Raw genomic sequence first — 17,022 nt, forward strand, 5'->3', positions numbered from 1 at the left:
TTTTAATGGCGCAAAAGTTCGATGACGGAAAAATCGAAGCCACGCCCGAGTTTCAGACCCCCGATAAACTCTATGATGAACTGATTCAGAGAGTGCGCAGATATCATCCGTCGGATGATATCACGCTGATCGAGAAGGCCTATAAACAGGCGCGTGACGCACATGAGGGACAGCTGCGTAAATCAGGTGAACCGTACATTATTCACCCGCTTTGCGTAGGTATCATCCTTGCTGATTTGGAAATGGACAAAGAGACCATAGCAGCAGGGCTTCTTCATGATGTCGTTGAAGATACTATTTGCACCAAAGAAGAAATAGAAGAGAGCTTTGGAAGTGACGTAGCACTTCTTGTAGACGGAGTTACCAAACTGACAGCTCTGCAGCTTTCAACAGATGCAGGCAGCAAGACACCTGAACAGGCTGATATGCAGGCTCAGAACCTGCGTAAGATGTTTCTTGCAATGGCCAAGGATATCAGAGTCATTCTGATCAAGCTTGCTGACCGTCTGCACAACATGCGTACTCTTACGCATATGCCTCCTGAGAAACAGCAGAGGATTGCCCAGGAAACACTGGACATCTATTCACCAATCGCCGGAAGACTTGGTATCAGCAGGATCAAGGTAGAATTGGACGATCTTTCTCTTAAATACCTTAAGCCTGACGTATACAAGGATCTGGCAGAGAAGGTAGCTGTAAGAAAGAGCGAGCGTGAGAGGTATGTTGAAGAGATCTGCGAGAATGTTCGAAAGAGCATTTCAGACGCAGGCATAAAGGGCGAAGTAAACGGAAGGGTTAAGCATTTCTTCAGTATTTACAAGAAGATGCGCAACCAGAACAAGACTCTGGATCAGATATACGATCTCTTCGCCATCAGGATTATCGTCGATACGGTAAAAGACTGTTATGCTGCTCTGGGCGTCATCCATGAGATGTACAAGCCCATTCCCGGCAGATTCAAAGATTACATAGCAATGCCCAAGCCCAATATGTATCAGTCGCTTCATACGACACTTATTGGGCCGACCGGACAGCCGTTTGAGATCCAGATCAGAACCTATGACATGCATAGGGCTGCTGAGTACGGTATCGCTGCTCATTGGAAGTATAAAGAGGCTTCCGACGGCAAGAAGGCTGAAAACGGTGAGGAAGAGAAGCTCATATGGCTTCGTCAGATTCTTGAATGGCAACAGGATCTTTCTGACAACCAGGAATTCATGAGCCTTCTTAAGAGTGACCTTAACCTGTTCTCTGAGGATGTTTACTGCTTTACACCTACCGGTGAAGTCAAGAACCTCCCGGCTGGATCAACACCTATTGATTTTGCTTACAGCATTCATAGTGCTGTCGGTAACAAGATGATTGGTGCCAAGGTCAACGGCAAACTTGTTCCAATTGATTACAAGATTCAAAACGGCGACAGAATCGAGGTTGTAACCAGCCAGAATTCCAAGGGACCGAGCCGTGACTGGCTTTCAATTGCCAAGTCTACTTCTACCAAGAACAAGATCAATCAGTGGTTCAGACATGAACTGAAAGAAGAGAACATCAGCAAGGGCAAGGAACTTCTTATAGAGTACTGTAAGAGTAAGGGACTTGATTATTTCATTATTGCCAAGCCTGAATTTCAGGCTATTGTTACCAGGAAATATGGCTTCCATGAATGGGATGCCGTGCTTGCAGCAGTAGGTCACGGCGGACTCAAGGAAGGCCAGATTATAAACAAGATACTCGAGCTTTCAGAGACAGAGCACAAGCGCAACATTACCGATGAAGAAGTGCTTGCAGCAGTTGCTGAATCCAATGTGACACCTCAGGTTTCGGGAACAGATAACGCCATCATCGTAAAAGGTGTTCACGATGTGGCAGTAAGATTCTCCAAGTGCTGTAATCCTGTACCCGGTGATGATATCTGCGGATTTGTCACAAGAGGAAGAGGAGTATCCATTCACAGAAGAGACTGCGTCAATGTCATCAAGATGCAGGAAGAAGACAGAACAAGACTTATCGAAGCCAAATGGCAGGCTGAGAGCTCAGAGTCAGGCGGTAAATATGCTGCTACCATCAAGATATTCGCCAATAACAGAAGCGGACTTCTTGCTGATGTTTCAAGGGCTCTCACCGAAAAGGGCATAGATATCATTTCCATGAATACCAGAACCAGCAAACAGGGATTGGCAACCATGGAGACATCTTTCCAGGTTTCATCAAGAGACCAGCTTCGTGAGATTGTAGATAAGATCAGACAGATCGACAGCGTAATTGATATCGAAAGGACTACGGGCTGATGGCAGATAAACAAACTCAGGTTGGAATGTTTACCCTTGGAATGGTGGGCACAAACTGCTACTTTGTCTTTGACGATACTATCACAGACGATAACGGCAAAAGGCATTGTATCTTTTTTGATCCTGCCGATAAGGGTGCTAAGATTTATGAAGCCCTCACTGAGAAAGATTTTGTTGTTGATCTGATTCTTTTAACCCATGGTCACTTTGATCATATAGGAGGAGCTGAGCAGCTCAGGGAACTTACAGGAGCCCAGATCGGGTGTTACATCAAGGAACAGGCCATGTGTAAGGACATGTACCTTAATCTGTCCAACGATTACGGCCTGAGATTCTCTGTTACTCCGGACATACTATATGAAGATAATGCAGAAATAGAAGCAGCAGGTCTGAAGTGCAGACTTATTGCGACTCCGGGACACACTTCCGGAGGATGCTGCTATTATTTTGAAAAAGATGGTATCCTTATAGCCGGCGATACTCTTTTTGAAGAGTCTGTAGGAAGAACGGATTTTCCGACAAGTTCCACATCAGAGCTCATACGTAGTGTCAAGGAAAGGCTTTTTGTTCTGCCTGAGGATACAATAGTTTATCCCGGACATGGTGATATAACCACGATCGGGCATGAGAAGCTGTACAATCCATTTATTATTTGAGATGCAAGGATGCAAGTAGTTTATATTAAAGAAGATAAATTTCAATATGATATACATTCACTTTACAAGGCCTTTTATCCCGATGAGGATGTAAGGGTGATTGTAGGTGAGAAGGGCAGCGTACCTGAAAAGGAAACGGATATTTCACCTGATGATGAGATATCCTTTATTGATGTAAACAGAGATAAAAATGAGCTGAAGAGAAGTATTTACAAAGACCTTTCTGCCAAAACAGGAAAGCTGCTTCCCTGGGGCGATCTGACAGGCATCAGACCCACAAGGATTGCCATGAATCTCATTGATGAGGGGATGAGCAATAAAGAAATCCATGACTATATGAGAGAAACGTACCTTGTAAGCGAGGAGAAGACCGACCTTGCGATTGATATCGCCAGAAGGGAAAAGAGAATTCTCTCAGATATAGACTATGAGAACGGATACAGTCTTTATATCGGAATTCCCTTTTGTCCGACTACATGTCTCTACTGCTCATTTACATCCTACCCTATAGGCGCATTTAAGGGAATTGTAGACGATTACATCACCTGCCTTGAGAAAGAGATAGATTATGTGGCAGATGCTTTTGCGGATAAGACCCTTGATACTGTCTATATAGGCGGAGGTACGCCGACAACTCTTTTACCTGATCAGATAAGAAGACTTATAGGCTACCTGAGGGACAAACTGGATATGTCCCATGTAAAAGAATTCACGGTAGAATCCGGAAGACCCGATTCAATAACAAGGGACAAGCTCATTGCCATGAAAGAGATGGGAGTGACGAGGATTTCTGTAAATCCCCAGACCATGAGTGATGATACCTTAAGACTCATAGGCAGGCAACATACCGTAGCGCAGCTCATCGACTCATTTAAGATGGCCAGAGAAGAGGGCTTTGATAATATCAATATGGATATTATCCTGGGGCTCCCGGGCGAGACGGAGAAGGATGTTCAGCATACCATCGATGAGATAGTAAAGCTTGCTCCTGATGATCTGACGGTTCATTCCCTTGCCATAAAAAGGGGATCAAGGCTCTTTGAGACCATTAGGGAAAAAGAGCTAAAGGGAGAGCTTAAGGTTTCTTTGCAATATTCAATGAGCAATACCGGAGAAATGATGGAAATAGCCCGCATGGGAGCTAAGACTCTGGGGCTTGAGCCATATTATCTGTACAGACAAAAGAATATAAGCGGGAACTTAGAAAATACCGGATATGCAAAAGAGGGAAAAGCCGGTATTTATAACATCCTTATAAATGAAGAAGTCCAGTCGATTGTAGCTCTCGGTGCCGGAACTGTGACAAAGAGAGTGTTCGGAGAGGGCGGACGAATCGAAAGATGTGATAACATCAAGGATGTCAAGTTGTATATGGACAATATAGAGGAAATGATCAGGAGAAAGAGGGAACTTTTTGAAAGGCTTTAAAGAGATAAAAAACTGCATAATATACATGGCCTTGCCGATGTTAATGCTTACTGCATGCTCGGGAACTGAAGCGGCTTCTCTCTATGACTCTGATCATAATCAGACAATATCAATTAATGAGAGTTTTGTACCTGAAGCTGATGAAGCTGTCGTGGATGATAGCAGCTCCAATGAGGCTACAACAGAGGAAGAAGTAAAAGAAATAGATACGGAAGAGCTCTTTAAACTGGGAGCTGGTGTATTCTCCTGGGATCATCTGCCTAATATAAAAGACATACAGTGTATTAAGGATAACCGGATAACAGAGATCTATCAATACCTGAGACCGGAGTATACGGATCAGGAGATGTTGGACTTCCTGAGATCAATGAACGAGGTAGAGATTGAGGTTTATATTCTGGACGGTGAACCTGAGTGGTCGTATGAATCAGAGTATCAGGGGATGAGGCGTGTACTTGAGAGAGTCAGAAACCTGAACAGCCAGACGGATCCGGAGGCAAGAATAAAGGGAATTGTCTACGATGTAGAGCCTTATGTTCTCGACAAGTGGCACAATACACCGGATCAGCTCTTGGAGGAATACACAAACAACATTATGAATATAAGACAGGAATGTGCATCCGATGAGGATCATCTGGATATATGTATTTGTATTCCTTATTCCTATGATAATATGGGGCATGACAAAGCAATGAGAAAACTACTCAAGGAGTCGGATCAGGTCTTTGTGCTCAATTATCTTAAGGGGATGGAGATAGAAAACATTAAAAGAGAAGCAGCCCTTGCAAGATATTACGGCAAGCGCATGGTTAATGTCTATGAACTTCAACCGGGGCTGCTCTCACAGACAAATAATACCATAACCTATTACAAAGATGGGCTGGAGGCAGTTACAGAGAACTATGCTGAGCTTATGGAAGCCTATCCGAATCACAATATTGCAATTGCATATCATACATTAGAATATTTGAGAGTATTAAGCATGGAAGAATAAACAGGACCCGAAAGAGAAATTTTAATTCTCTTCCGGGTCTTTTTGATTGAAACTTTATTATTATATGGGTAAGATTTTAACTTTTTTTAATAGATTTAAACCTGTGTATTGATTATCATAAAATTGTAAAATACTGTGCATATCTTGACGAAAGGCAAAACTCATGCAGGTTATAGAAGAAAAAAGGTATAAGCTAAAACGGTTTATTGCAATCCAGCATAGTTATGACGGCAATACAGAAAACCTTCATGCTCATACCATTGCCATTAACTGCAGTATCAGGACAGAGACTGAGGATGTTATCGATTACCGAAAGGTAGAAGATATAATCCAGAGATGCCTTGATAAGTACGAGAACAAATACCTCAATGACCTCCCGGAGTTTAAGGAAAATGCAACAATTGAGAGACTCGGAGAAGTTCTTTGCTTTGAGATTGATGAAGCACTGAAAGAAATAAACTACGAGATGGATCGCTTTGAAATAGGTGAAACACCTCTTCGCGTATATGTGATAACGAATGAACTTCGTGATTGATGAGTATGAGGAGATTTAAGATGAGAAACAAATTCTATCGAATCGTAGCAATCTTTATAGCAATGAATATGATGAGCGCAACCGTATTTGCTGCAGAAGATGCGACTCTTGGCAATGAAAATGCGTCAGAGCCACAGGTTTTGACACAGGATGCATCTGAAAGCAGCCAGAGCACCGAGGCTCAGCAGGGCGGATCTCAGGAATCCGGTAGCCAGAGTGGTTCTGAGCAGGGAACCGGTAGCGGCGATTCAGGCTCCGAACTGCAGCCGATAGCCCCTATTGAGCCGATTGTTCCTGAAGAGAATAATGCCGGAACAGAAACACCTGCAAATAATGAGAATATTACGCCCCCACCTGTAGCCGGTGGAGATGATAATTCTCAGGAACCTGCAAGTAATGCTGAAGCTACAACACAGGAAAATACAAATCCTGAGGCTTCAAATAATGAAAATGCTGAAGAAGAAACCAGGAGAACAGCGCAGAAACAACAGGAACAGCAGGCACAGCAGGAACAACAGGCACAGCAGGAACAACAGGCACAGCAGGAACAGAGCCAGCAGTCTCAGGAGGCTGCTTCAAGTACATCTTCGGAAGAATCTTCAGGTTCTTCGAGCTCATCAGGTGAGTCCGGAATGTGGTCAAATGATGCACAGATCAAGGATGTTATGGGACTTAAGGTCTCAAATAACGGGGAGAGCGTTGTTATTTCTTACAAGACCAAGCACTCAAATCCTTGGGATTATTCCTATCAGGGCAATCCGATCACTATAACTTATGCAGACGGTACCACAAGAACAATCCAGTTTGACTGGGATGGAAACGGAGTACATGGTGATAACTGGGCCAATATCGGCGGAGCCACCGTATCAAAATCTACAGACCAGAATGATACAGAGATAGCTACTATTACAATTCCTGCGTCATATTTTGACTCTATGGATTTCACACTCTCGAGCGGAGAATACAAGGCAGAGATTGACGGAGCACCTATTGCTCAGGATAACAGCGGAGCAGTTTACACAGGAATCTCTCTGGACGGTACTTTCAACGACTGGAATGCGGTTCAGAAGTCTACTCTCAACGAACCTAACGGAGATCAGTGCGTAGAAGAAGTTGCCTGGGTAATTGAGAGCGATTATGTGTTTATTTATATAAAAGATGATGGATCGAATTCAGCAACCTGGGCAGGTCCCAATCACAACGGTAAGTATGCGATCACAACAGATCTCGGAAGAACACTTGTATTCCAGCTTACAGAGGATGGAGCTGTTGTAGGTGCACAGGGAGCAGTGGCAAACCATACAGGAAGCCAGTGGGAGATAGCTATCCCTACAAGCTCACTTCCGAATAACAACGGCGGGCTCAGCTTTGGACTTTATCTGTCTGACACAACACTTGATGGATACGGTGATACTCTCGCGCATGAGAGTACAACGGACATAAAGTATGATGGACTCTACGGAGATTGGGATAACTATCCTCACAAGGAGATCCAGTACGCAACAGCAGGAACTCATGAAAACGTTCCTGACGGAGAGGCTGCTATTTATGTAGACAACAATGTTTACGGACATTGCGAGACAAGAATGCAGTCTCACCTTGATGAGAAAGGCGGAGAATACACTCAGGGTGTTTCGATTATCGTAAATGATGATTGGAGCCATGCTCTTCAGATGAGGCTTGCAACTGTTGACTCTGCAGGAAACATAAACTGGAATCCTGCAAAACAGAATCTTGAAAACGGATCTTACGAATACTACATCTTTGATGTTGGCTGCTGGGGAACTTCAAAGAATATAAACAACCTTGCAGATGCTGATGTATGTTACGGAAAGGCTACTATCACTCTTACAGAGGGAAGACATGATATGGAGTGGTATGTGGATTCCAATAAACTTGCTGCAAGATATGGCCTTGTTGAATCGGATCTTAAGAAGGTATCATCGCAGTATGTAAGGATAGGTCCGGAGGTTGTTACATCAGCCGGAACATCGACGGGACCTGTTGCAAGTGCCGGAATGTGTGTGCTTTCTGCGTTGGTTCCCTTTGTGGCAAAAAAGAGATTTACCTTTGGAAAAAACTAAAATTATTGATATAGCGAATATTAAATATCTATAAAATGGACAAAAATGCTTAATTTAACGCCTCCCTGGTGATATCATTTATTACAAGGGAGGCTGTTTTTATGCAAAGATTGACTACCTTTTTTTCGACTATCAATTTTTCGACAACCACTATGATAATCATTTTTGTGGTGCTGACAGCAATCTGGCTTATTAACCTAAGGATCTTTTACAGAGTTAATAACCAGGCGGCATTTATTACTGTCGGCATGCTCGGAATGTTTGTACTTATGATGGTGTTTGTCAGGCCTTGGGCGACTCAGCCTCTGGCAAGGATAGTTGCAGCTCTTGCCGGTTTTGTAGGAAGACTCACCGGCACATTTACTCCCTTCTTTAAATACGGAATTTTGTTTGTCGCAACAAAATCCGGATCGATAACTCTTCAGATAGACTTTGAATGTTCGGGCATCATCGAAATAATGGTCTACCTGTCTATACTGACTTTCTACAGAGTTTACTCGGTATCGGAAAGGGCAATCCTTTCAGCCGTTGGATTTATCTATATCATCGTAGCCAATGCACTCAGAATTATCATTATCGCCACAATGATACACTTCGGAGGCGAGGATATGTATTATATTGCGCATACTTACGTGGGCAGAATTTTCTTTTACGCAGCAACCATAATTCTTTACTTCTATGTATTTACCAAATCTCAGGTAGTGAGGATGAAGGTTGGAAGCTTCTCTTATGACAAAGAGAAGGCTGCAGAAACAAAGGATACTTCTGAAGAAAAAGCAGAGGAAAAAGAGGATGAGAATAAATAATCTACTAAACTCCTTTATATTCTGGGGCGCGTGGATAATCATCCCTTTTATGATGGAGATTATCCCCTCTATCGGCAGTGCCATAGTCCTTATAAAAAAGAGGATCAGAAACTATCATCCGCCAAAGCCTCAGGCCTATCCGGAGATATCACTGATCATACCGGTATATAACTCCAGTGAATCCCTTCATGACTGCATCAAGTCAATTCACGAGTCGACTTATGACGACAGCAAGATAAGAGTTTATCTTGTAAACAACAGAACAAAAGATGATTCGTTTCATGTATATACTGAAGCTCAGAAGGAATTTCCCACCATCAGGATGCAGTGGCTTAACGCCAGACAGGGAAAATCCAGGGCTTTGAACATGGCGCTCTATAACAGTACAGGAAAATATATCATAAACATTGATTCCGACGGAGTGCTGGAGAAACATGCACTTCAGAACATGGTGGATGAGTTTGAATCTGATCACACCATAGGCTGTATGACAGGGGCAATACTTACAATTCCTGAACAGATCGAGGAGTACAGGCATTTTTTCTCAAGACTTCTTAGACAGATCGAATTTGTTGAGTATGTCGAGGCGTTTCTGGCAGGACGAAGCTATGCATCTGAGAATAACAACGTGTACACATTATCAGGTGCTTTCTCGGCTTTCAGAAAATCGACAGTGCTCAAGTCGCGAATGTACAACACTAACACCATTGCAGAAGATACTCAGATCACATTCCAGATGAGATATCTCATGGGGCAGAAGGTTAAGCTCTGTGATAACGCCATATATTTTGTGGGTCCGATAGAGGGCATGAATAAACTCTATACTCAGAGGCAGAGATGGCAAAGAGGTTCTTTGGAAGTTGCCAAGCTTTTTGATTCAAGAAGCTTTAGACCTATAAGGATTCTCAGAGATGTAAATGTAAGGACTCTTATTTACGATCACACCTTTGCGTTTCCGAGAGTAATCTGGTGCGTTGCTCTGTTATGTCTTTTCCTGATGGGCTTTTCGACCACCATGATCGTTTATTCAACCATACTTGTAATGATCTGCTATATCATCATCGCCTATTTATATTTCATTTCAATTAATCTTTTTTTGGAGGAGTTTCCTGACATAAAGAAGTACTACAGGACTCTTTGGTGGGTGGTTCCGATCCTTCCGCTTTTTAATGTCCTGACATTCTTTATCAGACTTACCGGAATCTTCAACAGTATGAATACCACCAGTGCATGGAAGACCAAGACACTGACCGAAGAGATAGAGGAGTACAAACAGGAAGTTAAGGCGGAAGCCATGAAACTTACGAGCATCAGCAAGAGACTTTATTCTTTCCTGAATGAGCCATGAGTAAGAAGAAAAAGAACAAGAAAAAGTATATAAGCGTTACACTGGTGCTGATTCTGATGGCAGTTGTTGTAGCAGGCCTTGCCGGGCTCACATTCTTTGAAATGCAAAGATATGAGGACGGTCTTATTGACGTGTGCGCAACCCAGCAGGATTCGTATGTTCAGCTGGTTATTGACCAGATTAACCTGAAAGAAAACAGGACCGATCAGGAGATTATAGAGAATATCCTTAGTACTCTGGATTCTTCATCAAACCGCTATTGGACATTTTCAAAAGAACAGACAATGCTCTATGTTAAGGATGCTCTTGAAACCAACAGATATCAGTCGCTGACGGCAAATTCATATTACAGATCCGACTCGGCTACGAACTTTATCGATAACCTGATAGTTAATAAAGTTAATCACGAGAGAATAGAACTTGACGGAAAAGATTATATAGCAAGTGGCGCTCTTTTTGAGTACGGTGGTGAGGAATACAGGATATGTCTTTTAACAAATACCACAGTACTTCTTGATAACAATAAATTCCTGGGCTCCAAGATGGAGATGATCATCATCTTTATCGTTGTTTATTCACTGATATTTATCATGCCTATCATTCTTACGATCATGCACAATATCATGCAGAAGAAGATATTTGAGACAGGGCAGGAACTGAAGGAAGTTAACAGTGCGGTAGAAAAATTAAATGAGAAACTGACGACGGATGAAATCTATGATAACAGGAAGAATCTCTTTTCACTTCCCACAGTCAGGCTGTTTATGGAAGAGTACAAGGATAAAAGAGCTGCCTTCCCGATTTCGTTTATCGCTTTTAGGTACGGTGACAAGGAGACTGTATCAAGATTCTTTGGAAGAAACTGTGTAACTCTTGGCAAGCATGATATCAGATTCTATGATGGCAGACTTCATCTTGCACTGATTTTAAGCGTTAAATGCAATGCAACCAAGGCAAAAGAGCTTTCCAAGGCAGTAAAGGGAGACTGTGAGTTCTTGGGAAGTGAGACAGCGGCCACTGCAACTGCCATGGAAGAGAAGTTTAACAAGATAATGGAACGTATGGGAAATCCTCCACTGACCGGTGTTGAGACAGGAAAGGTCATGAGACCTGACAGCAGGACAGAGTCAAGATACAGAACAAAGAGCGAAAACACAGAGGACAAGAAGAATGCGTAATGATGCGCTGCGAGAGTATAAGTTCAAATTGTATTTAAACGCCAATCACTTCGTTATATTCAATGGGAAAAAAGGTGAGAGTCACCCACACACCTGGGAATTTGTAATTGAGGTGCTTGTAGATAAGGACAAATTCATCAAGTTTCTTGACTTTGAGAAGGCTGTTGATGAATATCTTGAGCCCTATCAGGACAAGCTCATCAATGATATCCCTCCTTTTGATCACGTGATACCGACGCTTGAGAATATGATGGACTACTTTGCGCCTCATTTTTACGAGGAAGTAAAAAGAATAGGCGGACTTCTTATCAAGGTTGAAGCAAGCGAGACTCCGTCGAGAACATATATATATTCCTTCAGAGGAAGAGATGAATACTTAAATGATCTTCAGGAGCATACAAGAAATGCTCTTGGAAATATCATACATTCAATAGTCGAAGAGAGCATAAATGAAGAATAAGGTTACAAATTTCATTGTTATAGTATTTATGTTCATATTCGGGGCAGTAATCTCCGTGGTTTTGATGGATTTTCTGGCGGCCGGAGGTCTCTACCCTTCTGGTTCTGATACTATGTACCATATTTTCAGGGGAGATGTTATCTACAAATCCCTTAACAGGCAGATGAGCATTCCTCTATATTCAAGGCTCATGTACAACGGTATTGAGTTGTTCAGATACCAGACTCCGCTTTCCCCTATACTGTTTGCGGTATGCGAATTTGCAGCCGGGGGCAACGTTTTTAGTGCATATCTTTATTATGTGTCATGCATCTTCTGTTTGGGACTTGCTGCCTGGACAATTATCGGGATGCTTCGGAAAAGACCTGTTACCGGCCTGTTATTCGGAATAATATGGTTCTTTCTGCCGAACAATATATACACGTTGTTTGTTGAAGGAAATATCGCGAAGTCATTGGCATATGTCTTTTTGCCATTACTGTTTTATTCGGTATATCAGTTTCTGGAAAATGGATATTGGGTACATATTCTGGGGGTGGTACTGGCTCTTTTCCTGATGATCCAAAGCAACTATGAATTTGCAAAGATGACAACGGTCGGGACAGTTGTCTTTCTTGTTATCTTCAGAATCTTTCAGAAAAAGAGAAGACGTATCGCAAAGATTATTGCGGGCATTGTTGTTTCGTTTTTGCTGAGCGGAATGTTTCTTGTTCCGTACATAAAGGGAAATATTGCCGCGGAAGGTGAAGAGTATGCAGCCGTATTCTTTCAGAGTATTCTTGTGACCTTGAATCCTGTGCTTAGAATGACCAAGTCACCGGAACTGGCGTATTTTGGATTGTCATTGTTTATAATTGCGATCCTTGGAGCTCTTGCCAGCAATAAATCATCTGCTCCGGGATTTATTACAGCTATCATAATAGTTCTGCTTACTGCAGCATCGGCATATGTGGTTATCAGTATCGTTCCGGGATCGGAACTGCTTTTAATGCTGAGATTTTTGTCTATTGCGCTGGCTCTTGTTCTGATTGGAGTACTGTACTGGGACAAGCTCAGGAAGTGGGTACTGATACTGTTTATCGTTCTTATATGCGCTGACTGCGTTCCTTCATTCTATTGGATAATCGGACAGCAGAACAACAGGGCTCCTCAGTCAAGGTATATCAAGGAGAGCGAGGATACACTGATCAAGGAGGCAAAAGAGCTCTGCGTACAGCGAATAGCTCTTTTTGACCTTTCAAGCCTTGGAGCTGAAGGCGCTTTTCTGATAAGCGATTTTGGCGGAGAGAATATGAGTGTATTCGGAAGCGGATGGCAATATTCGGCCACTTCCGGTAATACAAAGCGCCTTAACAGTGCCATGAGTGATGAGTATTTTGCTTATCTGTTTGACAGATGCATCGAACTTGGGGCAGATACCATAATTATTCAGAAAGCACAGGCAACATATGGCGAGAGGACTCTTGTAAAACTCGATAAAGCGGCAGAGAGTCTCGGCTATGACATTATTGATGAAAATGAAGGTTATATGCTGTATCACTTAAATGTTGACGGAACCTACGGCACGAAAGCCAAATATGATGCTATAGGAATCGGATACAGTGCATACAGTCTCTCGCTGGCATTTCCCAATATCAAAGAGACCGGTGACTACTATATAGACCACTATTCATATGAGTATCTGTCACAGTTTAAAACGGTTTACCTCAGTGGATTCTTCTATGAGGACAGAGCCAGGGCTGAGGATATGGTTAAAACTCTTTCGGAGAACGGTGTAAGGATAGTGATCCTCGCAGATGGAATGCCGGAAGACCGTGAGACCAGATCCAAGACGTTCCTTGGCGTTACCTGTAACGTTGTTCAGTTTGAGAACGGATATCCTATTCTGTATACCAGGGATTTTGGAGAAATGGACTGTGATCTGTTCCCCAGGGGATACTCAAAGTGGGTAACTTACTATCTGAACGGACTGCAGAATGTTGGAGGAACCATTTCGGATAATAATGTTGAACTGGCATTTTTCGGTACAGGACTCAACGATAATATCTGCTACATTGGACTCAATATTCCGTTTTATTACTATCTTACTCAGGATACCAATGCAGAGAAACTAATGCAGTGGGTAATGGGAATGGAGCCGGGGATACTTCCGGAAAGAGAGATATATCCGATATCAATAAACTATGGGACCAATGAGATCACTGTTGATTCCAATGTCGATTATATAAATACGGGGCTTGCATATCATGACTGCTTTAATTCCGAGCAGAGCATATTTGTTGATAACGGACTTCTTATAACAAGAAGCGGAATGACAAAGATAAGGATTGTTTATCCGTATCTTGTTGAGAGTATTATTGTGACGGCACTGGGACTTTTGATGCTGATAATACTTCTCTGGTATGTAAGAAGATCTGACCTTGTGGACAGAGGACTTATCAAGGTAAAAGCGAAGAAGGAAGAGCAAAAGGAGACAGAGGAAAAAGAGTATTACTATCCTGAATTGAAGGAAATTGAACAGGAAGAAAAGGTAGAAGATAAAGAAGATAAAGAAGATAAAGAAGAAGTAGAAGAAAAGACAGAAGAGGCTGAAGAAAAACTGACAGAAAAAATAATTGAAAAGGAAACTGAGCAGATTATTCATGAAGAAGAGCCTGAAAATGAATCCGAAATAATTTCGGAAAAAGAGCCTCGGAAGTTAGCAGAGTCTAAATCTGAAAAGGGCACCGCTACAGACTTTGATATTCCGATTAAAGCAGGAGATGATTTCGATATTCCATTTGGAAACTGAAGGATTAAAACGTTTTTGCGGAAACTGATATTACAAAAAACAGTGCCCCACTTTAGACAAATAAAGCGTTAAAACCTTGTATATTATTGTGCAATATGCTACAATAACATAATGTAGTGATATTGCGCAAAAATATAAATATGCAATGTCAAAGGAGGATTTTGTTATGTTATTCCAACTCTATAGCGATGCTGCTTCTATGCAGCTCATAGGCTGGGTACTGGTGTTTGTGGGTCTTATTCTCATGAACGAGATCGGTCGTAGAACAAAGGCCGGCGGAATGTTAGTTTTTGTTATCATTCCTACAATTTTAACTATTTATTTTATTCTTGCACATGTTGGTATGTTTGGTGGCAAGGCAAACCCAACAGTTGCATACATGGACGGATGGTTCCATTATTTCAAGCTTTACGCTGCTGATATCGGTTGCGTAGGCTTCATGATGATCAAGTACAAATGGGGCATCGGCAAGGAAAAATGGTTCAAGTGGTTCCCATGGTTCATCGTTGCTGCCAACATCATGATCGCTAATGTATCTGATATGGAGTCAGCTATCGCATCTTACAAGATCGCCGGCAACCTTTCAGGTGCTTGGTGGGCATCCAACGAAGGTGTATTCATCTACGGCGGATGGTGGAACGTTGTTAACGCCATTGCAGGTCTTATCAACATCTTCTGTATGACAGGATGTATTCACCTTTATTCATCCAAGGACAAGAATCATGCTGATATGCTTTGGCCTGATATGACAGTATGGTTCATTCTTGCATACGATGTATGGAATTTTGAGTACACATACCTCAACCTTCCTACACACTCATGGTACTGTGGTGTTGCACTTCTTCTTGCTCCTACATTTGCTAACGCATTCTGGAACAAGGGCGCATGGATCCAGAACCGTGCTAATACACTTGCTATCTGGTGCATGTGGGCACAGGTTGTTCCTACATTCCAGCTTGTTGGAAGATTCCAGGCAGCACTTCCTTCAATTTACGGCGGAGCAACAGAGGCCGGTGTAAACACAGCAATGCTTTACGAGAAAGCTATTTCCCTGTATAATTCAGGTGCAGGTAAAACTGCAGCAGCCGGAGAGGCTATCTCAGCACTCGGCATCACAGCTAATCCTACAGCACAGGGCGTTGTAGCTATTCTTGCAATTGCCATTAACGTGATCTGCATGGCTGAGATCATTAAGAGATCAATCAAGATGGGCAAGAACCCTTACTCCAACAACGTATTCGTTGGTACTAAGGACTTTGATCTTGCCATGGAAAGGGCAGAAATTTAATGGATAACATCAGAGTTATTGAAGTAAAAAGAAGTGTTTTTGAGAGTAACGACCAGGATGCAGAGAGACTACGAGGAGAACTTAAGGAATCTAAGACATTTCTTTTGAACCTGATGTCATCCCCGGGGTCAGGTAAGACAACAACTCTTACCAGGACTATTGAGGCCCTTAAGGATAAATACAGAATTGGTGTAATGGAAGCGGACATCGATTCAGACGTTGATGCCAAGACTATAGCAGCTACAGGAGTTAAGTCAATTCAGCTTCATACCGGTGGAATGTGCCACCTGGATGCTGATATGACAAGACAGGGACTTAAAGAGCTGGGTCTTGAGGATGTTGATTTTGCAATCCTTGAAAACGTTGGAAATCTTGTATGTCCTGCTGAATTTGATACCGGCAGCACCAAGAATGCCATGATACTCTCAGTTCCTGAGGGACATGACAAGCCCCTGAAGTATCCGCTTATGTTCTCTATCTGTGATGTTGTACTTATCAACAAGATAGACGTAATGCCATACTTCGACTTCGATCTTGAGAAGTGCAAGGAGTACATCCATATGCGCAATCCCAAGGCTAAGGTTATTCCTATCTGTGCCAAGACAGGCGAGGGAATAGAGGAATGGGCTAAGTGGCTTTCAGAGAATATCGATGAGAGTATCAAGTAAATAATCATTGGCAAAGAGACTATAGAGATGCCGGGCGATAAACAGGGGAAGTTTATGCGTTATCGCTCGGCATTTTTTTCGAAAAAATTAAAAGGCAGACAGGTAAAAACATGCATGAATTAGGAGTTGTTTTTCGCATAATAGACGATCTTACGGAACTTGGAAAAGAGAACGAACTTGAGAAAATTCATTCGGTTACTCTGCAGCTGGGAGAGGTGTCCGGCGTTGTTCCATCGCTTCTTACAGACGCATGGAAATGGGCTGCAAACAGGACAGAGCTTATGAAAGACTCAGAGCTTATCATAGAAACCCTTCCTGCTGTGACCTATTGTGAGGACTGTAAGAGCGAATACGAAACTGTGACATATGGCAAGATATGTCCCAATTGCGGAAGCGAGCACACCTATCTCTTGAAGGGAAACGAATTCATGATAAAAGAGATAGCGGCTACATAAACTATTTGTCAAATCAAGAAAGATGAGGGTAAGAGATGAATAA

General features: G+C 42.4%; 14 protein-coding genes. All 14 read left to right on the forward strand.

Annotated features, from left to right (window positions below):
- Positions 1–5: 5 nt before the first annotated feature.
- The 14 genes from G590_RS0100975 (at position 6) to G590_RS0101040 (ending at position 16,979) form a co-directional block, all read left to right on the forward strand.
- Complete coding sequence (locus tag G590_RS0100975) at positions 6–2,288, forward strand: RelA/SpoT family protein (RefSeq protein WP_022763798.1); 2,283 nt, start codon at positions 6–8, stop codon at positions 2,286–2,288.
- Positions 2,288–2,944: an MBL fold metallo-hydrolase gene (locus G590_RS0100980; RefSeq protein ID WP_022763799.1), complete on the forward strand. Its 657-nt coding sequence runs from the start codon at positions 2,288–2,290 to the stop codon at positions 2,942–2,944. Before G590_RS0100975 ends, G590_RS0100980 begins: the two co-directional genes overlap by 1 nt.
- A 9-nt stretch (positions 2,945–2,953) precedes the next feature.
- Positions 2,954–4,372, forward strand: coding sequence for a coproporphyrinogen dehydrogenase HemZ (hemZ, locus tag G590_RS0100985; RefSeq protein WP_022763800.1), 1,419 nt, complete (start codon positions 2,954–2,956; stop codon positions 4,370–4,372).
- Positions 4,359–5,366, forward strand: a complete 1,008-nt coding sequence (locus G590_RS0100990) for a hypothetical protein (protein WP_022763801.1) — start codon at positions 4,359–4,361, stop codon at positions 5,364–5,366. Before hemZ ends, G590_RS0100990 begins: the two co-directional genes overlap by 14 nt.
- Positions 5,367–5,529: 163 nt before the next feature.
- Positions 5,530–5,901: a 6-carboxytetrahydropterin synthase gene (locus tag G590_RS0100995; protein ID WP_022763802.1), complete on the forward strand. Its 372-nt coding sequence runs from the start codon at positions 5,530–5,532 to the stop codon at positions 5,899–5,901.
- A gap of 20 nt (positions 5,902–5,921) precedes the next feature.
- Positions 5,922–7,985, forward strand: a complete 2,064-nt coding sequence (locus G590_RS0101000) for a Firmicu-CTERM sorting domain-containing protein (RefSeq protein WP_022763803.1) — start codon at positions 5,922–5,924, stop codon at positions 7,983–7,985.
- Positions 7,986–8,086: 101 nt separating this feature from the next.
- The gene (gene xrtG, locus G590_RS17965) at positions 8,087–8,791 is read left to right on the forward strand and encodes an exosortase family protein XrtG (RefSeq protein WP_022763804.1); all 705 of its coding nucleotides are present in this window, start codon (positions 8,087–8,089) and stop codon (positions 8,789–8,791) included.
- Positions 8,778–10,139 (forward strand): TIGR03111 family XrtG-associated glycosyltransferase, encoded by a 1,362-nt coding sequence (locus G590_RS17970; RefSeq protein ID WP_022763805.1) that lies wholly within the window; start codon positions 8,778–8,780, stop codon positions 10,137–10,139. Before xrtG ends, G590_RS17970 begins: the two co-directional genes overlap by 14 nt.
- Positions 10,136–11,317 carry a hypothetical protein gene (locus G590_RS0101015; protein WP_022763806.1) on the forward strand — a complete coding sequence of 394 codons (1,182 nt, stop codon included), beginning with the start codon at positions 10,136–10,138 and terminating at the stop codon, positions 11,315–11,317. The genes G590_RS17970 and G590_RS0101015 overlap by 4 nt, the downstream gene beginning before the upstream one ends.
- Entirely contained in the window at positions 11,310–11,777 is a 468-nt protein-coding gene (locus G590_RS0101020) for a 6-carboxytetrahydropterin synthase (protein ID WP_022763807.1), read from the forward strand. The genes G590_RS0101015 and G590_RS0101020 overlap by 8 nt, the downstream gene beginning before the upstream one ends.
- Positions 11,767–14,568, forward strand: a complete 2,802-nt coding sequence (locus G590_RS0101025) for a 6-pyruvoyl-tetrahydropterin synthase-related protein (RefSeq protein WP_022763808.1) — start codon at positions 11,767–11,769, stop codon at positions 14,566–14,568. Before G590_RS0101020 ends, G590_RS0101025 begins: the two co-directional genes overlap by 11 nt.
- 166 nt (positions 14,569–14,734) lie before the next feature.
- On the forward strand, positions 14,735–15,856 hold the full coding sequence (locus G590_RS0101030) for a DUF5692 family protein (RefSeq protein WP_022763809.1): 1,122 nt from the start codon (positions 14,735–14,737) through the stop codon (positions 15,854–15,856).
- A complete protein-coding gene (gene hypB / locus G590_RS0101035) occupies positions 15,856–16,524 on the forward strand; it encodes a hydrogenase nickel incorporation protein HypB (protein ID WP_022763810.1) in 669 nt (222 codons plus the stop codon). Before G590_RS0101030 ends, hypB begins: the two co-directional genes overlap by 1 nt.
- A gap of 110 nt (positions 16,525–16,634) precedes the next feature.
- Positions 16,635–16,979 carry a hydrogenase maturation nickel metallochaperone HypA gene (locus tag G590_RS0101040; protein WP_022763811.1) on the forward strand — a complete coding sequence of 115 codons (345 nt, stop codon included), beginning with the start codon at positions 16,635–16,637 and terminating at the stop codon, positions 16,977–16,979.
- Positions 16,980–17,022: the final 43 nt, after the last annotated feature.

This window comes from Butyrivibrio sp. XPD2006, assembly GCF_000420865.1.
GTDB lineage: Bacteria > Bacillota > Clostridia > Lachnospirales > Lachnospiraceae > Butyrivibrio.